The sequence below is a fragment of the Vibrio sp. R10-SF1-ISO8 genome (assembly GCF_059833805.1).
In genome coordinates this window covers 67,830-89,191 of sequence record NZ_JCBDHL010000006.1, presented here as the reverse complement: position 1 = coordinate 89,191, position 21,362 = coordinate 67,830, and the positions used below count along the sequence as shown (strand labels likewise).

Annotated in this window: 20 protein-coding genes; 12 read left to right on the top strand and 8 right to left on the bottom strand. The window is 44.4% G+C overall.

All coding sequences use genetic code 11. The annotated features are described in order from the left end of the window. Positions 1 to 5: 5 nt before the first annotated feature. The 3 genes from rsmA to apaH all read left to right on the top strand — a co-directional run bounded on the left by rsmA (position 6) and on the right by apaH (position 2,082). Complete coding sequence (rsmA, locus tag AC6R00_RS02340) at positions 6 to 812, top strand: 16S rRNA (adenine(1518)-N(6)/adenine(1519)-N(6))-dimethyltransferase RsmA (protein ID WP_171324741.1); 807 nt, start codon at positions 6 to 8, stop codon at positions 810 to 812. A 67-nt stretch (positions 813 to 879) separates the two neighbouring features. Further along, positions 880 to 1,257 (top strand): Co2+/Mg2+ efflux facilitator ApaG/CorD, encoded by a 378-nt coding sequence (gene apaG / locus AC6R00_RS02335; protein WP_239850798.1) that lies wholly within the window; start codon positions 880 to 882, stop codon positions 1,255 to 1,257. Between the two features lie 9 nt (positions 1,258 to 1,266). Then, positions 1,267 to 2,082, top strand: coding sequence for a bis(5'-nucleosyl)-tetraphosphatase (symmetrical) ApaH (gene apaH / locus AC6R00_RS02330; protein ID WP_500639212.1), 816 nt, complete (start codon positions 1,267 to 1,269; stop codon positions 2,080 to 2,082). A 169-nt stretch (positions 2,083 to 2,251) separates the two neighbouring features. On the opposite strand, the gene folA is transcribed toward apaH, so the two are convergent. From folA to rplU, 6 genes are all read right to left on the bottom strand, one after another. After that, positions 2,252 to 2,734, bottom strand: coding sequence for a type 3 dihydrofolate reductase (gene folA, locus AC6R00_RS02325; protein WP_500639211.1), 483 nt, complete (start codon positions 2,732 to 2,734; stop codon positions 2,252 to 2,254). Between the two features lie 18 nt (positions 2,735 to 2,752). Continuing rightward, positions 2,753 to 3,226, bottom strand: coding sequence for a threonine/serine exporter family protein (locus tag AC6R00_RS02320; RefSeq protein ID WP_500639210.1), 474 nt, complete (start codon positions 3,224 to 3,226; stop codon positions 2,753 to 2,755). Continuing rightward, on the bottom strand, positions 3,223 to 3,990 hold the full coding sequence (locus tag AC6R00_RS02315; protein ID WP_239826785.1) for a threonine/serine exporter family protein: 768 nt from the start codon (positions 3,988 to 3,990) through the stop codon (positions 3,223 to 3,225). Before AC6R00_RS02315 ends, AC6R00_RS02320 begins: the two co-directional genes overlap by 4 nt. A gap of 116 nt (positions 3,991 to 4,106) precedes the next feature. Then, positions 4,107 to 5,279: an Obg family GTPase CgtA gene (gene cgtA / locus AC6R00_RS02310; protein WP_171324753.1), complete on the bottom strand. Its 1,173-nt coding sequence runs from the start codon at positions 5,277 to 5,279 to the stop codon at positions 4,107 to 4,109. Between the two features lie 306 nt (positions 5,280 to 5,585). Next, positions 5,586 to 5,843, bottom strand: coding sequence for a 50S ribosomal protein L27 (gene rpmA, locus AC6R00_RS02305; protein WP_004409945.1), 258 nt, complete (start codon positions 5,841 to 5,843; stop codon positions 5,586 to 5,588). 20 nt (positions 5,844 to 5,863) lie between these two features. Beyond that, complete coding sequence (gene rplU / locus AC6R00_RS02300; RefSeq protein ID WP_000271393.1) at positions 5,864 to 6,175, bottom strand: 50S ribosomal protein L21; 312 nt, start codon at positions 6,173 to 6,175, stop codon at positions 5,864 to 5,866. Between the two features lie 268 nt (positions 6,176 to 6,443). On the opposite strand from rplU, the gene ispB reads away from it, so the two are divergent. From ispB to AC6R00_RS02265, 7 genes are all read left to right on the top strand, one after another. Continuing rightward, on the top strand, positions 6,444 to 7,415 hold the full coding sequence (gene ispB / locus AC6R00_RS02295) for an octaprenyl diphosphate synthase (RefSeq protein WP_069667627.1): 972 nt from the start codon (positions 6,444 to 6,446) through the stop codon (positions 7,413 to 7,415). Positions 7,416 to 7,808: 393 nt separating this feature from the next. Next, positions 7,809 to 9,569 (top strand): bifunctional lysophospholipid acyltransferase family protein/GNAT family N-acetyltransferase, encoded by a 1,761-nt coding sequence (locus AC6R00_RS02290; protein WP_500639209.1) that lies wholly within the window; start codon positions 7,809 to 7,811, stop codon positions 9,567 to 9,569. A gap of 269 nt (positions 9,570 to 9,838) precedes the next feature. Continuing rightward, positions 9,839 to 10,918, top strand: a complete 1,080-nt coding sequence (locus AC6R00_RS02285; RefSeq protein WP_500639208.1) for a TRAP transporter substrate-binding protein — start codon at positions 9,839 to 9,841, stop codon at positions 10,916 to 10,918. A 507-nt stretch (positions 10,919 to 11,425) separates the two neighbouring features. After that, entirely contained in the window at positions 11,426 to 13,378 is a 1,953-nt protein-coding gene (locus AC6R00_RS02280) for a PTS mannitol transporter subunit IICBA (RefSeq protein ID WP_500639207.1), read from the top strand. A 114-nt stretch (positions 13,379 to 13,492) separates the two neighbouring features. Further along, entirely contained in the window at positions 13,493 to 14,641 is a 1,149-nt protein-coding gene (locus tag AC6R00_RS02275; RefSeq protein ID WP_500639206.1) for a mannitol-1-phosphate 5-dehydrogenase, read from the top strand. A gap of 59 nt (positions 14,642 to 14,700) precedes the next feature. Continuing rightward, positions 14,701 to 15,231 carry an MltR family transcriptional regulator gene (locus AC6R00_RS02270; protein ID WP_069667632.1) on the top strand — a complete coding sequence of 177 codons (531 nt, stop codon included), beginning with the start codon at positions 14,701 to 14,703 and terminating at the stop codon, positions 15,229 to 15,231. Positions 15,232 to 15,286: 55 nt separating this feature from the next. Further along, entirely contained in the window at positions 15,287 to 15,931 is a 645-nt protein-coding gene (locus AC6R00_RS02265) for an HAD family hydrolase (RefSeq protein ID WP_500639205.1), read from the top strand. Between the two features lie 61 nt (positions 15,932 to 15,992). On the opposite strand, the gene glmS is transcribed toward AC6R00_RS02265, so the two are convergent. Both glmS and AC6R00_RS02255 read right to left on the bottom strand, forming a co-directional pair. Further along, a complete protein-coding gene (gene glmS / locus AC6R00_RS02260) occupies positions 15,993 to 17,825 on the bottom strand; it encodes a glutamine--fructose-6-phosphate transaminase (isomerizing) (RefSeq protein ID WP_004749095.1) in 1,833 nt (610 codons plus the stop codon). A gap of 82 nt (positions 17,826 to 17,907) precedes the next feature. Next, a complete protein-coding gene (locus tag AC6R00_RS02255; RefSeq protein WP_500639204.1) occupies positions 17,908 to 18,669 on the bottom strand; it encodes a DeoR/GlpR family DNA-binding transcription regulator in 762 nt (253 codons plus the stop codon). Between the two features lie 431 nt (positions 18,670 to 19,100). On the opposite strand from AC6R00_RS02255, the gene pykF reads away from it, so the two are divergent. Both pykF and AC6R00_RS02245 read left to right on the top strand, forming a co-directional pair. After that, positions 19,101 to 20,513 carry a pyruvate kinase PykF gene (pykF, locus tag AC6R00_RS02250; protein ID WP_004742539.1) on the top strand — a complete coding sequence of 471 codons (1,413 nt, stop codon included), beginning with the start codon at positions 19,101 to 19,103 and terminating at the stop codon, positions 20,511 to 20,513. Positions 20,514 to 20,687: 174 nt separating this feature from the next. Then, entirely contained in the window at positions 20,688 to 21,356 is a 669-nt protein-coding gene (locus tag AC6R00_RS02245; protein WP_500639203.1) for a GntR family transcriptional regulator, read from the top strand. Positions 21,357 to 21,362 lie beyond the last annotated feature (6 nt).

Genomic DNA, 21,362 nt, shown 5'->3' with positions numbered 1-21,362 from the left:
ATACTATGAGAAACGATGTCCACTTAGGACACAAAGCAAGAAAACGCTTTGGTCAAAACTTCCTAAATGATCCTTACATCATTGATGGAATTGTCTCTGCAATCAACCCAAAACCTGGTCAGAACCTAGTTGAGATCGGTCCTGGTCTAGGTGCTATAACTGAGCCTGTAGGTAAAGAAGTCGACAAGTTTACGGTTATTGAGCTTGACCGCGATCTGGCAGAACGTCTACGCAACCACCCTGATTTAGGTGACAAGCTGACTATTCATGAAGGCGATGCAATGCGATTCGACTTCACTCAGCTAGTAAAGCCAAACAACAAGCTGCGTATTTTTGGTAACCTACCGTACAACATCTCTACGCCATTGATGTTCCATCTATTTGAGTTTCATAAAGATGTGCAAGACATGCACTTTATGCTGCAAAAAGAGGTAGTTAACCGTTTAGCAGCAGGCCCTGGAACTAAAGCTTACGGCCGTTTAACTGTGATGGCTCAATACTTCTGTAAGGTTGTTCCGGTGCTAGAAGTACCACCAACTGCATTCGTTCCGCCACCAAAAGTAGATTCCGCAGTGGTACGCCTTGTTCCTTACGAGGAGATCCCTCACCCAGTGACAAGCTTAAAATGGCTTGATCGCGTGTGTCGTGAAGGCTTTAACCAACGCCGTAAAACAGTTCGCAACTGTTATAAAGCACTACTTAGTGCTGAGATTCTTGAGCAACTCGGAGTTAACCCAAGTATGCGTCCAGAGAATCTCACCCTAGAACAATTTGTCGATATGGCAAACTGGCTAGACGCCAACCACAAATAAGCGCTATATATTAAGGGTGATAAATCGCAGATTTATCACCCTTTTTTGGCTTTGCATAGGAGTTTACATGGAAGCTACCCCTTGTATTAAAGTCCAAGTCCATACCAAATATATTCCCGACCAATCTCAACCCGATGCAAAACGCTACGTTTTTGCCTACATCATTACGATCAAAAACCTCAGCCAACAAACCGTACAACTTATTAGCCGACGCTGGCTGATTACTGATGCCAATGGCAAACAAATGACCGTTGAAGGGGAAGGTGTGGTTGGCCAGCAACCCGTCATCTCAGCTAGTGACGAGTACACTTATAACAGTGGTACGGTTATCGAGACTCCTGTTGGCGTGATGCAAGGTCAATACATTATGCATGACCAAGATGGCAATGAGTTCATCGCTGAGATTGAACCATTTAGGCTCGCCATCCCCAATATTCTTAACTAAGGTACATCCGTGGCCACATACATTGTCGGTGACCTACAAGGTTGCCTTGATGAGCTCTTACTACTGTTAGATAAAGTCGCCTTCGACTCGATGCGAGATACGCTGTGGATTGCTGGCGATCTCGTTGCCAGAGGGCCAAAATCGCTTGAGGTATTGCGCTTTGTTCGTTCTTTAGGTTCGTCTGCTAAGGTCATTTTAGGCAACCATGATTTGCATCTTCTTGCAGTCTCGCTAGGGTTGTTCAAAGTTAAAAACAAAGACAAAACTGCACCTATTTTTGCTGCCGATGATAAACAACAACTGCTTGACTGGTTAAGAGAGCAACCTCTGTTAGCCGAGCACGATGAGTTTGTTATGTGTCATGCAGGCATCTCCCCCCAGTGGTCTTTGGAGCAAGCACGCCAAGCAGCAAGTGAAGTGGAAACCATATTGCGTAGCGAAAAATGGCCTTGGCTGATTGAAAACATGTACTCCAATCGACCTGATCTTTGGCAAGACTCTTTACAAGGTATCGAGCGTTATCGATACATTATTAATGCCTTTACCCGGATGCGTTTTTGCTCGGCTGATAGCCGATTAGATATGGACTGCAAACTTCCACCGAGCGAAATAAATAACGACAATCTCGTGCCTTGGTTCAAAGTGAAAGACAGAGTGCAGCTCGAAAAAACAGTACTATTTGGTCATTGGGCAGCGCTTGAAGGTTATGCCGGAGAAGAGGTGGTTGGTTTAGATACCGGCTGTGTCTGGGGCGGTCATCTGACTATGCTGCGATGGGAAGATAAGCAGTTTTTCTCTCAAAAATCGTTAGCAAGTAACGATTAATCCTTGAAAGGTTGGCACAATGTAGGTTGCCAACCTTTTTTAAATTCAGTTAGTTAATGTCAGATAGCAGCCTGCACTACCTGAAACTTTCGACTCACTCCTCTCGAAGGGCGAAGCCCGATCTAGGAGCAAAGCGTTCTCGCATCTCGCAGGGCGTAGCCCGTTCCTATCAATTTCTCTCTAGAATTACAAAACGCATATCGTAAGCATTCTTCTCATCCGCTGCATAGCTTTCTGAGTAGGTTACAGAGAACTCATCACCCCATGATGGGAACTGGGTATCGCCTTTAATATCTGCTTCAATATGAGTGACATACAACTTATTGGCTTTAGGCAGGCAAGCCTCATAGATAGTACCGCCACCAATGATCATCACCTCTTCAACATCCCCTGCCACTTGCAGTGCTTCTTCAATAGAAGTTACCGTATCAACGCCTTCAATCTCTAAAGATGCATCACGGCTAATCACAATATTTTGTCGACCTGGCAGCGGACGTCCAATCGAGTCATAGGTTTTACGTCCCATCACAACTGGTTTACCCATTGTTGAGCGCTTAAACCAAACGAAGTCAGCCGGTAAGTGCCATGGCATCTGATTGTCTTTGCCGATAATACGATCATTGGCCATTGCGGCGATCATGCTGATGATCATTGAATAACTCCTTGGATTCTAAACGATAGGTTTGCGGCGATAGAATAGCAACCCTGGCATGGCTAAGCCAACTGCTAATCCTGCGATAATGAACATTGCTTTAAGGAAATTTTCCATCAACATCGCCACAAGCTCAGGACTGTACCCTCGATGATTCAGCTCAACCAAGGCAATCATCGCTTTAAAAGCAAATACACCAGGTACCATTGGAATCAGAGCCGCGACAGTAAACACTTTCGGGTGAGCCAAAAAGCGCGCTGACCAATGAATACCGACCATACTCACGATCATAGCCGCAAAGAAAGTTGCCCATTCAATGGGAATACCAAAATGCATCATCAAATAACGCGAGCCATGACCAATGGCTCCACCTAAAGCGCAATAGACTAAGGCCTTTTGTGGAACATTAAACACCAAGGCAAAACCTACTGCTGGGATAGCAGCAAACAACATGTCATTGAGTAAGCCCAACATGAGATCGAATAAGATCATGCCACCCACCCCCATACACCAACTAAACTCATCGCTGCGACGATACCGAGACTTGTCGCCAAAGTCAGTAAACTGGCCATCACAAAGCGTGCTATGCCCATGTTAATATAGCCTTTAAGCATATCTGCGACTGAGTTAATTAGAGGGAAACCGGGAACGAGCATCAAAACCGAAGAGGCCATCACCAATGAGGGAGAGTTACCCAGCTCGTAGATAACAGCTTGCGCTGAAACTACAGTGGTCACAAATGCCGTCGCGGTAAAGTTCATCAATGGATTGAAATGGCGATGACCAATTTCTTGTCTTACCACCATGCCGACCGATGAAGCAATAAAAGTCATCGCAAACACAACCCAGTCACCACCAGCTAAATGACTGAATGCAGCGCATGACAACCCGATCATAAACACAACTAACCAGCGGTTGTATCGTTCAGGGCTAATCTTATCCAGCTGCTGCTGCGCTAAAGAGTAATCGATAATGCCACGTTCGAGCATAATGCAGATTCGTTGCACCTGAGTAATTGCTCGCATATTAATACCGCGATCAGGGCAACGACGGGCGGTGGTAATACAGTGTTCTTGGTAAACGGTGGTGACGACTAATGAACTTGCAGATAATGAAACTTCGACTTCATCCATGCCAGCGGCGAAACCGAAGCGGCGCATAAGATCGCCAACGAGGGTACTTTCAGCACCATGCGCCAAAAGCATTTGCCCTGCTTGGGCGATTAAACGAGACACCGCCCGTTGTTTAGATGCCATGATTCTATCCTACTCCTTTAGAATGCTCTTTATTGTGCAGAGAAATTTGCTGTAGTGATTTGATTTAGACACAAAAAAGCCGCAATAGATATTGCGGCTACCAATTTTATGTACTGTTATTCACGGACATAGACAACGTGGCCGTCATCTTCTTCATCGTCCCAATCATCCCAGTCGTCATCATCTTCAGTGATAACATCATCACCTGCGATCGCATCTTTATGGTAATCATCCCACATGAAGTCGACTTTTTCTTCTTCAGAGATTTCTTCCTCTTCACGCGGTAGACTTTCCATAAAATCAGCCAGTTTATAACAAAGCTCTTTGGTGCCCTGTTTATTCACTGCAGAGATCTTGTAGTAATCCTCTTCCCAGCCTAAAGCATCGATAATGTTTTGGATCACTTCGTTCGCTTCTTCTTCAGGCATCAGGTCAACCTTGTTGAAGATCAGCCAACGCGGCTTGTCTGCCAGTTTCTCACTGTACTGCTCTAGCTCATCTATGATGGTTAGGGCATTTTGCACAGGATCGCTTTGATCAATAGGCATAATGTCGATCATATGCAGCAGAACGCGACAACGCTCTAAGTGCTTCAAGAAACGGATACCAAGGCCAGCACCATCAGCAGCACCTTCAATCAAGCCTGGAATATCCGCAACAACAAAGCTCTTCTCTGGAACAACACTCACTACACCTAGACTCGGGATAAGAGTCGTAAATGGGTAGTCTGCCACTTTTGGCTTCGCTGCAGATACTGAGCGAATGAATGTCGACTTACCTGCATTCGGCAATCCAAGCATACCCACATCAGCAAGTAGCAACAGCTCTAAACGAACTTCGCGAATTTCACCTTTAGTACCTAACGTCTTTTGACGCGGTGCTCGGTTTACTGACGATTTAAAGCGGGTGTTACCCAAACCGTGCCAACCGCCTTTCGCCACCATGACTTTTTTGCCATGTTCAGCAACTTCAGCAACGATTTCATTGGTGTGAATGTCAACGGCACGAGTACCAACAGGCACGCGAAGCACTTTGTCTTTACCACGCTTACCCGTACAGTTACCGCCACGACCATTTTCACCACGCTCAGCTTCATAGAAGCGCTGGAAGCGATAATCAATTAGCGTGTTAAGGTTTTCATCAGCTTGGATGTATACATCACCACCGTCACCACCGTCGCCACCATCAGGGCCACCTTTCGCAACGAATTTCTCACGCCAGAAACTCACTACACCGTTACCGCCATCACCGGCTTGAACTTTTACTACCGCTTCATCAACGAATTTCATCTCTTACTCCGCCCTTGTGCTACTTATCGTAGCTGCGTTGCAAATATCATCTCAAAACACCCAACCTCTTAGGGAGAAGTGAATGATATAAATTCTAGCAGATTCCATTTTCAGATCGATCACCTTGATCTTCGATCGTTCTGCTAACTAGGAATACATATTGAGGGACTTTTTTCAAAGTGCCTTAGTATAGATTCCACGCTTCAAAGCTCTCTCTTGAGCTACCATAAATAAAAAACCCCGCCGAATCGGCAGGGCTTTTGAATTCAGCTTGAAAGCTAATAAGCGATTTAAACTAGGTTTAAATTACTCAGCTTCGATGCTAACGAATTTACGGTTTTTAGGACCTTTCACTTCGAACTTCACTTTACCTTCAGTAAGAGCGAATAGAGTGTGGTCTTTACCGATACCAACGTTAGTACCAGCGTGGAACTTAGTACCACGTTGACGAACGATGATGTTACCTGCAAGAACAGACTCACCACCGAAACGCTTAACACCTAGACGTTTGCTTTCTGAATCGCGGCCGTTACGAGTAGAACCACCAGCTTTTTTGTGTGCCATTGTTAAACTCTCCTAATCGATTAAGCGTTGATACCAGTGATTTTCACTTCCGTGAACCACTGACGGTGACCTTGTTGCTTACGAGAGTGCTTACGACGACGGAACTTAACGATTTTAACTTTATCGCCACGACCGTGTTGTACAACTTCAGCAACTACTTTACCGCCCTCTACTAGAGGAGCACCCACTTTAATGTCTTCACCGTTAGCAACAAGAAGAACTTTATCAAATTCAACAGTTGCACCAGTTTCAACGTCTAATTTCTCTAAACGAAGAGTTTGACCTTCGCTTACACGGTGTTGTTTACCACCAGATTGGAAAACAGCGTACATATCTTACTCCGCTTTTTCCGCACAGCCGTATGCTATTTGAGCATCAAGGGTGTGCGCTAAACTAATCATCAATAGGGCGCAGATTCTACAGAAAGGTCGCACCTATGACAAGCCATATTTTGAAAAAATTGGCGAAAAGCTAATCGCCAATGAAAAGTGCCCAGATGATGCCCTTTAACCATGTATTAATCAACGTTTTTTAGTGTATTATTCAGCAATTAAAACAGATAAGAATACCTTACTAGTTCTAACTTCAGCCGGAATTACAATGGATTTTAAAGCTATCCAAGCACTCACCGCCGATGACATGGCAAAAGTGAATGAAACAATTCACGCACAACTCAACTCTGATGTCTCTTTAATCAATCAACTGGGTTTCTACATCGTTAGCGGTGGTGGCAAGCGTATACGTCCTCTTTTAGCTGTTCTGTCAGCTAAAGCACTTGGCTATAAAGGAGAGGCTCATACCACCGCAGCCGCTTTTATTGAGTTTATTCATACCGCGACTCTACTACATGATGATGTCGTCGATGAATCAGACATGCGACGTGGTAAAGCAACAGCTAATGCTGCCTTTGGTAATGCCGCGAGCGTTTTGGTGGGCGACTTTATATACACGCGCTCATTCCAAATGATGACGGAGCTAGGATCATTAAAGATCCTGAAGCTAATGAGTGACGCGGTAAACGTCATTGCAGAAGGTGAAGTTCAACAACTGATGAACTGCAACGACCCTGACACTACCGAAGAAAGCTACATGCAAGTGATCTACTCTAAGACGGCTCGCTTGTTTGAAGCGGCAACCCAGATTGGTGCCATCCTAAATGAAGCACCTGAAGAGGTAGAACTTGCCTTACAGAATTACGGCAAATACCTCGGAACCGCATTCCAGCTAATTGATGACGTGATGGATTACACTTCTGATGGTAAAGAGATGGGCAAGAATGTTGGCGATGACCTTGCTGAAGGTAAACCGACCTTACCTCTTCTTTATGCAATGCGTAACGGTAGTGCAGAACAAACGGAGATGATTCGTGAAGCGATTGAAAAATCCAATGGCATGGAGCGCTTGAACGATATTCTCGCAGCGATGGAACAAACTGGTTCTTTAGAGTACACACGCCAAAAAGCTTACCAAGAAGCAGATAAAGCCATTGCTGAGCTCAAGGTATTGGAAGAGTCTGAATATAAGCAAGCACTCGTCACGCTTGCTCATATGGCTGTTCATCGCACGAGCTAATTTTTGCGATAATATGCAGCGCATACAACAACGGGAACCTTTAGGTTCCCGTTTCTCTCTTTATTAGAGAGTTCCAGCTCAGCAAATCGAAGGTAAATTGACTGGTTACTATGCTTAGAGTCTTTGCGCTCCAAAGCTTTAATAACCTCACCCGCTATTAAAACCTAGCACTAAAGGTTGATCTTTAACATGACCTTAGTACATTTTGTGAGCAATATTTTTTTTAGTATACCTAAATAATTCATTGTTACATGCTTTAGCAAATTCCTTCTCAAATTAGCCTTTGGTCATCAAAACGTCATAAGGTGATCATCTAACTCTCATCTCGCTGAAGCCTTTCTGCAACATCCCATACCTATCCTCATTTCGAACCACTACCATTTTGAGGATGCTATGGAAGTTTCTAGTCCGTTTCGTTTACCGAAAAAGACCCCATTTCGCTTAGGAGAGAGCTTTACTGAGTGGGCAACTGGTCTTAATAAGCTCGATAAATTTTACGCCCAGCGCCCTGCTGGCTGCGATACCCAAACCTTTCTTCGCTTCACTCTTGAAGTACTCTGTATCGACTATCAGGTATGTAAAGGTTCGCTCAGCCATGTCCCACAATCGGGCTCTACTGTGATTGTCGCCAACCATCCTCTAGGTTGTGTCGAAGGCGTGATTCTTGCCGAGCTACTCCTTCAAATAAGAAGTGACGTTCAGATCCTCGCCAATCAATACCTAAAAACGGTTCCTGAACTTGATGAACTCTTTATTGGTGTGGATGTATTCGAAGGACAAAACGCTCACAAGTCCAACCTAAAAGCACTTCGTAAAGCCCACCAGCATTTAGAACAAGGCGGTCTGTTGCTGCTATTTCCTGCGGGAGAGGTCTCACAGTTAGTCGATAGAAAAGCGCAGCGCCTTGAAGACAAAGAGTGGAGTCGCTCAGTCAGTAGTTTGATTCGCAAATCAAGAGCAACCACCATTCCGGTGTTTATCGATGGCCAAAACTCTCAGCGCTTTTATCTCGCGGGGAAAGTACATCCTCTACTACGCACCTTGATGCTTGGCCGAGAGTTGCTCAATAAAACGCATCAGAAGATTCAAATCTCTATTGGCTCGGCGATCAAATACAAGGAAGTCAATGGACTCACAGACACTCAAATCGTCAACTACCTGCGCTTAAACACCTACTTATTACAAAGCAAAACACTGACGCAGCAAAAACAGAACTTATCATCTAGCTCATTTCTACCTATCGCCACTCAACTCCCCATTGATGATCTCGAAGCGGATCTCAGCACCATGCCCGAAGATCATTTGTTGCTTTCGAGCGCGGAGTTTGACGTCTACTGTACAACCGCCGAGCATATCCCTTCAATGCTGCACGAGATCGGACGCCTGAGAGAACACAACTTTCGCCAAGTTGGGGAAGGAACAGGTCTAGACCTTGATCTCGACGAGTTTGATCGTGATTACTTACATCTCTTTATTTGGGATAGAGAGCATCGAAGCCTCGTCGGCGCTTATCGACTAGGGCTGGTAGATCAACTCATTAGTAAGCATGGAATTAAGGGGCTTTACTCAAGAACCTTGTTTAACTTTGAACAGCCTTTTATCGATACCATGAGTCAATCAATAGAAATGGGGCGCTCTGTAATCGATGAAAAGTATCAGAAGAGTATGGCGCCACTACTGCTGCTTTGGAAGGGCATTGCCGCCTATGTAGATAGGAACCCAGAATATACTCACCTGTTTGGTCCGGTCAGTATCAGCAATGATTACAGTGAACAAACACGGCAATTACTCGCAGAGACCATGACCCTTCATCACTATGACTCCGAAAAAGCCGAGTACGTCACCCCTTCTAACCCATTATCAACTTGCGCTCCGAGCTGGAATACAAGCATGCTCACAGCCCTTGCCGATCTGCAGCTCTTGTCACGAGTCATTGCCAGAATCGATGATGGCAAAGGCGTGCCTGTTCTATTGAGGCAATACCTTGGACTAAATGGAAAGCTAGTATCCTTTAACGTTGATCCTGCCTTTAATAACGCACTTGATGGCTTGATCATGGTTGATCTTAGAGATGTTCCACTCAAAACCTTAGCGAGATATATGGGTGCTAACCAAGCTGAGGCTTACTTAAAATCCCATCATATTGAGATCTAGAAAATCATCACCTCCCTATCCCCTAAGTGCTGCGTGACCAAGGCAGCACTTTTGTTATCCAGATTATCTGCTTACAACACCTCACTAATCGCTCGATTGCAATAGAAACGACCTTTACATCTAGGGAAATAAACTGGTTAAAAATGTAGTAATAGAGGTAAAACCCAAGAATATTTTCAGGATCAGTTAAAAATGAGATTGACGAAAAAAACAACAAGATAAAAGCTAGGTGAGATAACAAAACACAACAATAAGGAAGTCGCTTAGTTATGTTGCCATCCAAGCTGAAACTGCGCTCACTATTAGCAGGAACGCTAACATTATCACTTGCTCTTAGTTCATTCTCTGCACTTGCAGTAGAAAAAGTCTACCGCTTAAAACTTGCCGAAACTTGGGGACCGAATACCCCCATCTTAGGTGATGCCACCAAGAACATGGCCAAGCTTGCCGAAGAGATGTCAAACGGTCGCCTAAAAATTCGTATTGATTCCGCTAATAAACACAAAGCCCCATTAGGGATATTCGATATGGTCAAGTCTGGTCAATACGACATGGGCCATTCAAGCTCCTACTATTGGAAAGGCAAAGTACCTAACACGTTATACTTCTCCTCTATGCCATTTGGCATGATCTCTACTGAGCAATATGCTTGGTTTTATCGCGGTGGCGGTATGGAGTTAATGGAAAAAGTCTATGCACCACACAACCTTCTTTCTTTCCCAGGCGGTAACTCTGACATTCAGATGGGCGGCTGGTTTAAAAAGGAGATCAACTCAGTAGCAGATCTAAAAGGACTTAAAATTCGCATTCCTGGCTTTGCTGGTGAAGTGATGGCAAAAGTAGGTGCAAAACCGACCAACATCGCTCCAGGTGAACTCTATACCTCATTAGAGCGGGGAACCATTGACGCACTAGAATGGGTTGGCCCTGCATTTGATCTTAGAATGGGCTTTCAGAAAATCGCACCTTATTACTACACAGCGTGGCATGAACCAGGCTCGGAAACCCAGTTCTTAGTAAATAAAAAGAAGTGGGATTCATTACCTAAAGACCTACAAACAATATTAGAAACAGCATTCCGAGTGGCAGCATTTGATATGTACACTCAGGCAGTCGATGCTAATGCAAATAGCTGGGCGACAATGAGTGCGGAGTACCCAGATATAAAAGTAAGGGACTTCCCACCAGAAGTGTTAAAAGCGATGCAAACGGCAACCGCCGAATTACTTGAACAGCAAGCTAGCAGTGACGCTTTAGCGAAAGAAATTATTGAGTCACAAAAACAGTACTTAACTAAAGTACGTGCATGGACTGACATCTCTTCTAAAGCTTACCTAGATACCAACTAACGCAACTTTGTGGCAGAGGAGACTCTGCCACGTAATCTGTCTTAAATAACGACAAGCTTACTTGGCTAGACGGAGGGTTTGGTGTGTCACTTAATTACAGAAACCGCCTTATTGCGATCAAAGTCACAACATAACCCTTTACACCCTCACGGGAAAATCATACAAAGATCACATTAATCGTTAATTCGAATAATCAAAGAAGACACAAGGTGATCTAGATCACCAAGTATTGAGATATCAAAAAATAAAAAAAAAGACATTGATCGACTAATATTTATTGACAAAAGAGCAAGTACTAATTTGTAAAAAAGTTACACCCAAAATACTTGAACTAGATCGCTTAAATACTATTAGGTAGAAGTGTTTTATTTGCGACTAATCACAAAAAACCCGTTGTCAGTTCCAAAGTGAATTTGTGTGGTAAATTGATTGGGTACTAAGCAATCAAGCGGTTTTGGCGAACCGTACTACTACAATATTCATCAGAACATCGAACGGGGAACTCTTATGATATCACCAGATGCTAAGATCAAGATACAAAATTTTGGTCGTTTTCTGTCTAACATGGTAATGCCGAACATCGGTGCGTTTATCGCATGGGGCTTTATCACGGCACTCTTTATTCCAACTGGCTGGCTACCTAATGAAACGCTAGCAGCTATGGTTGGCCCAATGATCACTTACTTACTACCGCTCCTTATCGGTTATACCGGTGGTAAACTTGTTGGTGGCGATCGCGGTGCGGTTGTTGGTGCCATCACGACCATGGGCGTCATCGTTGGTACTGATATACCAATGTTTATGGGCGCGATGATGGTCGGCCCTCTCGGTGGTTGGGCAATTAAGAAATTTGACAACTACATTGATGGCAAAGTGAAAAGCGGCTTTGAGATGTTGGTCAACAACTTCTCTGCTGGCATCATCGGTATGCTATGTGCAATTTTGGCATTCATGTTCATTGGACCTTTTGTCAAAGTTCTTTCTGGTGGCCTAGCGGCTGGCGTTAACTTCCTAGTCTCAGCACACCTTCTTCCTTTGACCTCTATTTTTGTTGAGCCAGCGAAGATTCTGTTCCTCAACAATGCAATTAACCACGGAATCTTCTCACCACTAGGTATTCAGCAAGCTTCTGAAGCCGGTCAGTCGATCTTTTTCCTAATCGAAGCAAACCCAGGTCCTGGTTTGGGTATTCTGTTGGCTTACATGGTTTTCGGTAAAGGGACTGCTCGTCAAACTGCAGGTGGCGCTTCAATCATTCACTTCTTTGGCGGTATCCACGAGATTTACTTCCCGTATATCCTAATGAACCCGCGTCTTATCCTAGCCGCAATTGCTGGCGGTATGACAGGCGTATTCGTACTCGTCATGTTTAATGCGGGCATCGTCTCTCCAGCTTCTCCAGGTTCTATCTTTGCCATCCTGTTGATGACGCAGAAAGGCTCTATCGTTGGTGTATTAGCTTCTATTGCAGCCGCTACTGGTGTCTCATTTACAGTTGCTGCCTTGCTGATGAAGACTCAAACTTCAACGGAAGAAGATGGCGACAAAGCGGCATTAGAAAAAGCCACTTCACAAATGAAAGAAATGAAGTCTGGCGCAAAATCAGATTCAACAGTCAACGCTCAAAACAAAGGCAACATCGATCTTGCAAACGTAACTAGCATTATTGTCGCTTGTGACGCAGGCATGGGCTCTAGCGCAATGGGCGCGAGCATGCTGCGTAAAAAAGTCCAAGATTCAGGTCTAAACATTGATGTAAACAATCTAGCCATTAATAGCCTAACTGAGAGCGCTGATATCGTGATTACCCACAAAGATCTAACGGATCGTGCTCGCAAGCATGCTCCTAATGCCCACCATATTTCTCTGACTAACTTCTTAGACAGCGAAATGTACAACCAACTTGTCACTAAGCTTCTTGCCGCTCAAAAAGGGGCAGCCGCAAATGACGATCAAAATGTCAAAGCCTCTGTCCTCGCAGCCAATGATGACAGCTATGAGCCGCAGCAACCTTCTGTATTCCAAATCGCACCAGAAAACATCCACCTAGGCTTAAGCGCTAGCAACAAAGAAGATGCGATTCGTTTTGCAGGTAACAAACTGGTTGAAATGGGCTACGTAGAGCCAGAATACGTTGATGCCATGTTTGAACGTGAGAAATTGGTCCCAACTTATTTAGGTGAGTCTATTGCTGTCCCTCACGGTACCATTGAAGCAAAAGACAAAGTAAAGAAAACCGGTATTGTCATCTGCCAATATCCAGCAGGTATTCAATTTACTGATGACCAAGACGATGTCGCCAAACTGGTTATTGGTATTGCCGCTAAAAATGATGAACACATTCAAGTGATCACTACCATCACTAATGCACTCGATGAGCCTGAAGCGATTGAAACGCTAACCAGCACTCAAGATGTGGCTAAGATTCTGAATATTTTAGGGAATCCACAAGCCGCTTAATCCTTCACTCGAAACCTTTGCTCCTGAGAGCAAACGAGGTCGACTGTCACCCCCTATGCAGTTGACCTCACCCTAGAGTCGTTAGTTTTTATTCTTTTATTTGGTAGGTAAATTATGAAAAATGCAGTTCATTTTGGTGCAGGCAATATCGGTCGCGGTTTTATTGGAAAGCTACTTGCTGACGCGGATGTTGAAGTCACGTTCGCCGATGTTGATACTCCGCTTGTCGATCAACTCAGTCACAAACAAGAGTACAAAGTTAAAGTTGTGGGCACTGAGTGCCAAATCGAGACCGTTACTCACGTGACAGCGGTCAACTCAGCAAGTGAAGATGTGATTGAGCGTATAGCGAAAACCGATTTGGTCACCACAGCCGTTGGTCCAAATGTGTTGGATATTATTGCGAAAACGATCGCAACAGGTATCACAAAGCGCTTTGAATCTGGTAATGAATCTCCGCTGAATATTATCGCCTGCGAAAACATGGTTCGTGGCACCACTCACCTCAAAGGTGAAGTATACAAACACCTAGATAGCTCACTGCATGGTAAAGCTGATGAGTTGGTTGGCTTTGTCGATTCAGCCGTTGACCGCATTGTGCCACCCGCAGAAGCCGCCAACGATGATCCACTCGAAGTCACTGTTGAAAGCTTTAGCGAGTGGATTGTTGACGAGCAGCAGTTTAAAGGTGAAATTCCCGACATTTCTGGAATGGAGAAAACCGATAACCTAATGGCCTTCGTTGAGCGTAAGTTGTTTACTCTCAATACTGGTCACTGCATTACGGCTTATTTAGGTTGCTTGAAAGGTCACCAAACCATTCGTCAGGCTATTGAAGACCCAGAAATTAAAGCGGATGTAAAACAAGCAATGTTCGAAAGTGGTGAAGTCCTGATTCGTCGCTATGGCTTTGATCGCGAATTACACAATGCTTATATCGAAAAAATTCTAAGTCGATTCGCTAATCCATATTTGGTCGATGAAGTTGACCGAGTCGGCCGTCAACCAATTCGCAAATTAGGCGCAAATGATAGATTAGTGAAGCCATTACTAGGTACAATTGAGTATGGCACTGAAAATCAAACGCTTTTAAAGGGTATCGCCGCAGCTCTCAAGTATAAGAGTGAGGATGATCCGCAAGCAATTGAGCTACAAACCTCTTTGCAAGAACATGGCATTCGCCACACGCTAGCAAGGTACACAGGTTTGGATGAAAACAGCGAAGAAGTCGCGCAAATCGAATCCTTCTTCGCGGCACTATAACAACAAATACGGGGAGGAGTACTCTCCTCCTCTATCAACAAAAAGTTTTAGTTCAGTATATGGCAGACAAAATTAATGAAACCGACATTATAGAGCGATTAAATAGCGCCCCATCGGTACGCGGCTTTTTTATTGCTGCCGTTGACGTATTTAATGACTCAATTGATGCACTGATGCAAAGAATCTTTCAGAAAGACAACTTTGCGGTGCAGTCGGTTGTTGGTCCGTTGCTCCATGACTCAGGTCCATTAGGCGATTTATCTGTCCGCTTGAAGCTACTGTTTGGCTTAGGTGTTCTACCTAATGATGTCTATCACGACATAGAAGACATCATTAAAATTAAAAATGAACTTAACAGTGACGCTGCTGATTATCAGTTCACTGACCCTAACGTTTTACAACCAATCAAAAAGCTCAACTTGGTTAAAAAAATGGGCATGGTACAGCTTGAAGTCGCCGAACCTGATGACGACATAGATCTTGATTTCTACCAGCTACAGCTTCAACGTCAACAACAGATCATAAAGTCAGGGCTCTCACTGGCAATTGTCGAGATATGCAATGAACTCGGCAAAGAGAGCCCATTCTAATAACAACGACGACTTACCATTGTCAGCCTCCTATTGACTTACAACAGGAGACATCATGTTAAAAGCGGTTCTTTTCGATATGGATGGGCTTATCTTTGATACCGAGTCTATCTACAAACTGAGCTGGCAGTATGCCGCTAGTGAACAAAATCTCGACTTAAGCGACGACTTCTATAAGCAATTCATCGGTGTTCAAGACCCTGAATGCGAACGGATTCTCGCTGAGTTCTTTCAAGATTCACTCGATCTATCTCGCTATAAACAGGTTCGCGACGACCATTTTCATCGCTTAAGATCCAATGGCATCGCTTTCAAACCCGGTTTTGACCAACTTTTCCAAGACATTAAGCGACGTGGACTCGCAACAGCCATTATCACCTCCTCACACCTTGCTGAGGTCAAATACAATTTCACCACCAGCGACTACCTGCCTCAATTTGATTTAGTCATCACAGCAGAAGATGTAGAGCGCGGTAAACCTTACCCTGACTGCTACCAAATGGCTTACACTCGTCTCGGTTTTAAAGCTGAAGAATGCTTAGTTTTAGAGGACTCAAATAACGGAGTAAAAGCAGCACTGGCAGCGGGTTGTCCTGTGGTCATGGTGCCAGATCTGTTACCACCCCAGACAGAAATCATCGATAAGATAACCGTAGTAGAGAGCTTGGAACAACTCATCCCGTTGCTTGGTTCATTTTAATCTTCACCAATAACAAAAAGCCGAGGCACATTGCCTCGGCTTAATATCGTTATTTAGACTCTTACTCTACCGTGACCGCTTTCGCTAAGTTACGTGGTTGGTCAACATCAGTCCCTTTAATCAAGGCAACATAGTAAGAGAGTAGTTGCATCGGGATAGTGTAGTAAATCGGTGCCGTGATCTCGCTAACATGCGGCATAGTGATAATCTTCATTGTCTCATCAGCTTCAAAGCCAGCATCTGCATCGGCAAACACGTACAGTAAACCGCCACGTGCACGAACTTCTTCAACGTTCGATTTTAGCTTCTCTAATAACTCGTTACTTGGCGCGACCACAACAACTGGCATATCTGCATCAATCAGTGCCAGTGGGCCATGCTTTAGTTCACCAGCTGCGTATGCTTCAGCGTGGATGTAAGAGATCTCTTTTAGTTTGAGCGAGGCTTCCATCGCGATTGGATAAAACTCACCACGACCTAAGAACAGTGTATGGTGCTTGTCAGCAAAATCTGTCGCCAACTCTTCAATGTCTTTCTCAAAAGACAGAGCAGCGTTGATTTGCTTAGGTAGCGCATGCAGCGCTTCAACAATCTCTTGCTCTTTTTCTTTGCTGATACGGTTTTGTTGTTTACCTAACGCAGTCACTAACATCAGCAAAGCTGAAAGCTGAGTGGTAAAGGCTTTGGTTGACGCCACGCCAATTTCTACGCCAGCACGTGTCATAAAGGCAAAATCAGACTCACGAACCAGCGAAGAGCCAGCAACGTTACAGATAGTCATTGCAGCCATATAGCCTTTCTCTTTGGCTAGGCGCAGAGCTGCCAAGGTATCAGCCGTTTCACCCGATTGAGAAAGCGTGATTAACAGGCTGTTAGGACGCGTCACAAATTTGCGGTAACGGAACTCAGAAGCAATTTCTACGTCGCAGCTTACGCCAGCAAGATCTTCAAACCAATAACGAGCGGTCATACCTGCATTGTAAGAAGTACCACAAGCAACGATTTGTACATGCTCGACTTTGCTTAGGATTTCCGCCGCGTTAACACCAATGGCTTCGGTTACTACAGAGTCTGCCGTAATACGGCCTTCCATGGTGTTGATCAGTGCCGTTGGCTGCTCATAAATCTCTTTTTGCATAAAGTGGCGGTACTGGCCTTTGTCACCCGCATCATGTTCAGCGTTAGACTCGGTAATCTCACGTTCTACGCGCTCGCCTGAAGCATCAAATACAGTTACTTCGCGGCGAGTGATTTCTGCAACGTCACCTTCTTCTAGATACATAAAGCGGCGAGTCACATTAAGCAGAGCAAGCTGGTCAGAGGCAAGGAAGTTCTCACCAACACCAAAACCAATCACGATTGGGCTACCTGAACGAGCAACGACAATACGCGAAGGATCTTTACGATCCAGAGCCACTGTGCCGTAGGCACCTTCAAGTTGCTTTGCGGTCTTTTGTACTGCTTCTAACAGTGTTTCTGAGCTACGCAGCTCCCACTCAACCATATGAGCGATCACTTCAGTATCCGTTTGAGATTCAAAAACGTAACCGCGAGACTTAAGTAGCTCACGTAGTTCTTCGTGGTTTTCAATAATGCCGTTGTGCACCACTGCGATGTCGCCTGACATATGTGGGTGGGCATTCGCCTCAGAAGGTTCACCATGAGTAGCCCAGCGAGTGTGAGCAATACCTGTTCCGCCGACAACTTGTGCCGAATCTACCGCGTCTGCTAGCTCTTGCACTTTACCAAGGCGACGAACGCGAGTTAGGTTTGACTCACCATCAACAATCGCCACACCCGCAGAATCATAACCGCGGTATTCAAGGCGACGTAATCCTTCTACTAAAATTTCAGCGACATCTCGTTGTGCAACTGCACCGACGATTCCACACATATTCAACTCCAATTTGTTGATTCCGATAGGCAGCAAGCAAAGGCCAGATTCGGAGAAGTAAGATTAAAAAATTTGTTTAACGTTATGCACAAAGCACTTTGACGCCATGAGATTCAATTTTTGTTTTTAACTCTGGGTCTAAGTCTTTGTTAGTAATTAATATATCGATGGCATCCCAGGCTAATTCTAGGTTAGGGATCTTTCTGCCAATTTTTTCGGACTCAACCATGACGATGACCTCGCGTGACACCTCAGCCATCACTTTGCTTAAGCCAACGAGCTCATTGAACGTGGTGGTCCCGCGCTCGAGATCCACACCGTCTGCACCAATAAATAACTGGTCGAAGTCATATGAGCGTAGAACAGATTCTGCAACTTGACCTTGAAACGACTCGGAATGAGCATCCCAAGTTCCGCCTGTCATCAATAGAGTCGGCTCGCTCTCAAGCTCATTGAGCGCGTTGGCGACATTTAAAGAATTGGTCATCACCACCAAACCACGCATGCCATCGAGCATTTTGATTAAAGCACCAGTTGTACTGCCACTGTCGATCACAATACGGTTATGCTCGCGGATCAGCTTGACCGCCGCCCCCGCCAATTCGTTCTTTCGAATCGAAACATTTTCGTTCATTTCATCGCTTACCACTTCTTTCGGTAAGGCAATCGCACCACCATAGCGACGAAGAAGTTGACCATTTTTTTCTAGCGAAGCGAGATCCTTTCTAATCGTTACTTCAGAGGTTTCAAACTGAACAGAGAGTGCTTCTACGCTGACCTCTCCTTTCTCATTAACTAGATTAGAAATAGCGTGTCTTCTTAGTTGAGTGTTTCGTTTCGACATTTAATTTATACATTCAAGTTTCGAACTGAAAGAAATTATAGTCAAGTCGAAACATTTATGTCCATTTATTTCGATCCAAAAAATTAATATTTAGCGCAAAAACCTTGTCCTAAGACAATTCTTAAGCAGTGATATTGAAATCATTAGGTGGTAGAATTCGCACCCTAAAAGAAAAAAAATTACAGAATTGACCGTTATTTTTTTGCAATCTAGCCACTATATCCTAGTGTTGTCACAAAAATACGGCGTTGAACGGCATTAAGTTGGTCATAAAATGACTAAACTATGTGAAAGACTTTCAGTTCTGGAGCCAACTAGATGTAATGCTGTCATGAAGAGTTGGCAGGCACAAAATGCCTATTCGACAGCCTTGGTTTCAGACCAATAACCGACTTTCAAATTGTAACTATATCGACCGGAGAGTATCTTCCATGAAAAAGACCAAAATCGTATGTACGATTGGCCCTAAAACTGAATCTGTAGAGAAGTTAACTGAACTAGTAAATGCAGGCATGAATGTAATGCGCCTGAACTTCTCTCACGGTGACTACGAAGAGCACGGCACTCGTATCGCGAACTTCCGCAAAGTAATGGAAGAGTCTGGTAAGCAGCTTGCTATCCTTCTAGATACTAAAGGTCCAGAAATCCGTACTATCAAACTAGAAAACGGCGATGACGTTGATCTAGTAGCTGGTCAAGAGTTCACTTTCACAACTGATATCTCAGTTGTAGGCAACAAAGATAAAGTAGCAGTGACTTACGCTGGTTTCGCAGCAGACCTAAACGTTGGTAACACTATCCTAGTAGACGACGGTCTAATCGAAATGGAAGTACTTGCTACTTCTGAAACTGAAGTTAAGTGTAAAGTTCTTAACAACGGTGCACTAGGTGAAAACAAAGGTGTTAACCTACCTGGCGTTTCAGTAAACCTACCAGCTCTATCTGAAAAAGATAAGAACGACCTTAAGTTTGGTTGTGAGCAAGGCGTTGACTTCGTTGCGGCTTCATTCATCCGTAAAGCTTCTGACGTTCAAGAAATCCGTGAAGTACTTGCTGCAAACGGTGGCGAGAACATCCACATCATCTCTAAGATCGAAAACCAAGAAGGTGTTGATAACTTCGATGAGATCCTAGAGCTTTCTGACGGCATCATGGTTGCTCGTGGTGACCTAGGTGTTGAAATTCCAGCTGAAGAAGTAATCTTCGCTCAGAAGATGATGATCGAGAAATGTAACCGTGCACGTAAGATGGTTATCACTGCAACTCAAATGCTTGATTCTATGATCAACAACCCACGTCCTACTCGTGCGGAAGCTGGCGACGTTGCAAACGCAGTAATGGACGGTACTGACGCAGTGATGCTTTCTGGCGAAACTGCAAAAGGTAAGTACCCTGTTGAAGCGGTAACTATCATGGCTCAAATCGCCAACCGTACTGATTCAGCACTAAAAGCTGAGCTTGGTTCTCGCCTAGACAGCCCACGTCTACGCATCACTGAAGCAGTATGTAAAGGCGCAGTTGATACAGCTGAGAAGCTAGCGGCTCCTCTAATCGTTGTTGCGACTGAAGGTGGTAAATCAGCGCGTTCAGTACGTAAGTACTTCCCAACAGCGAACATTCTAGCGCTTACAACTAACACTAAGACAGCAGCACAGCTAGTTCTAACTAAAGGTGTTACTCCAGTTGTTGTTGACTCTATCGAGAACACAGACGCGTTCTACGTAGCAGGTAAAGAACTTGCTCTAGAGTCTGGCCTAGGTAACAAAGGCGACATCGTTGTTATGGTATCTGGTGCACTTGTGGCTTCTGGTACAACAAACACTGCATCTGTACACGTTCTATAATAAAACGCATACAATTGCACATTCTATTAAAGAGGGCTTATGCCCTCTTTTTTTATATATTTTTCTTGCCCACCCATTCCGTACGCTGTATTATCAACCAAAATTCAGTACCACATACCGTTTAATAATTATTAGTGGTGTCTTAGCAGTAGTGTAAGTAGTGAGGAATGCATCGTGTCTAGCCCGACGTTAACAGACAAAGTCGCTAAAATGATTGTGCAAGATATTTTGAATGGGCAACTTCAACCAGATGAGAAACTGGTGGTTGCAGAGCTTAAACAGAGATACGACGTCGGTGCCTCTCCTATCAGGGAGGCGCTGGTACAACTTTCTTGGAGCAAGTATGTCAGCTTACAACCGCAAAAAGGTTGCTGGGTTGCGCCTGTCTCTATCGATGAACTGAACGATCTCTATGAAAGCTTACGCTTTATCTCTTCCATTCTCCTCATGCAAGCGATTGAAACTGGCGATGAAGCCTGGGAGTTAGAAGTACTGACGTCATTTCATAAATTGTCGCGCGTACAACACGCTAAAGAAGGCTTTGATTGGCAAGAGTGGGAAGAGCGTCAGCATCAGTTCCATATTTCCCTGCTAGAGGGTGCGCGTTCGAAAAACATGCTTGGTTTCTTCAGCGATCTCATCACTCAAATTAAGCGTTATCGCTACTACGCAATCGTTAACGGTTTAGAATATGGCAGATCTTGTCTAGATGACTATGAGCAAATTATGAAGCTGGTATTAGCCAAAGATGGAGAAAAGGCCGCTGAGACACTAGATAATCACTTAGAGCAGAATCGACAAAAAATCCAAGCCATTATTGATCAACAAGCCGTCGCTGCGTAACGAAGC

Excerpts from the sequence above, each read along its gene's own strand:
- rsmA (WP_171324741.1), top strand. The coding sequence starts at position 6 with ATGAGAAACGATGTCCACTTAGGACACAAAGCAAGAAAACGCTTTGGT.
- apaG (WP_239850798.1), top strand. The coding sequence starts at position 880 with ATGGAAGCTACCCCTTGTATTAAAGTCCAAGTCCATACCAAATATATT.
- folA (WP_500639211.1), bottom strand. The coding sequence starts at position 2,734 with ATGATCATCAGCATGATCGCCGCAATGGCCAATGATCGTATTATCGGC.
- AC6R00_RS02320 (WP_500639210.1), bottom strand. The coding sequence starts at position 3,226 with ATGATCTTATTCGATCTCATGTTGGGCTTACTCAATGACATGTTGTTT.
- AC6R00_RS02315 (WP_239826785.1), bottom strand. The coding sequence starts at position 3,990 with ATGGCATCTAAACAACGGGCGGTGTCTCGTTTAATCGCCCAAGCAGGG.
- cgtA (WP_171324753.1), bottom strand. The coding sequence starts at position 5,279 with ATGAAATTCGTTGATGAAGCGGTAGTAAAAGTTCAAGCCGGTGATGGC.
- rpmA (WP_004409945.1), bottom strand. The coding sequence starts at position 5,843 with ATGGCACACAAAAAAGCTGGTGGTTCTACTCGTAACGGCCGCGATTCA.
- rplU (WP_000271393.1), bottom strand. The coding sequence starts at position 6,175 with ATGTACGCTGTTTTCCAATCTGGTGGTAAACAACACCGTGTAAGCGAA.
- ispB (WP_069667627.1), top strand. The coding sequence starts at position 6,444 with ATGGATTTTAAAGCTATCCAAGCACTCACCGCCGATGACATGGCAAAA.
- AC6R00_RS02290 (WP_500639209.1), top strand. The coding sequence starts at position 7,809 with ATGGAAGTTTCTAGTCCGTTTCGTTTACCGAAAAAGACCCCATTTCGC.
- AC6R00_RS02285 (WP_500639208.1), top strand. The coding sequence starts at position 9,839 with ATGTTGCCATCCAAGCTGAAACTGCGCTCACTATTAGCAGGAACGCTA.
- AC6R00_RS02280 (WP_500639207.1), top strand. The coding sequence starts at position 11,426 with ATGATATCACCAGATGCTAAGATCAAGATACAAAATTTTGGTCGTTTT.
- AC6R00_RS02275 (WP_500639206.1), top strand. The coding sequence starts at position 13,493 with ATGAAAAATGCAGTTCATTTTGGTGCAGGCAATATCGGTCGCGGTTTT.
- AC6R00_RS02270 (WP_069667632.1), top strand. The coding sequence starts at position 14,701 with ATGGCAGACAAAATTAATGAAACCGACATTATAGAGCGATTAAATAGC.
- AC6R00_RS02265 (WP_500639205.1), top strand. The coding sequence starts at position 15,287 with ATGTTAAAAGCGGTTCTTTTCGATATGGATGGGCTTATCTTTGATACC.
- glmS (WP_004749095.1), bottom strand. The coding sequence starts at position 17,825 with ATGTGTGGAATCGTCGGTGCAGTTGCACAACGAGATGTCGCTGAAATT.
- AC6R00_RS02255 (WP_500639204.1), bottom strand. The coding sequence starts at position 18,669 with ATGTCGAAACGAAACACTCAACTAAGAAGACACGCTATTTCTAATCTA.
- pykF (WP_004742539.1), top strand. The coding sequence starts at position 19,101 with ATGAAAAAGACCAAAATCGTATGTACGATTGGCCCTAAAACTGAATCT.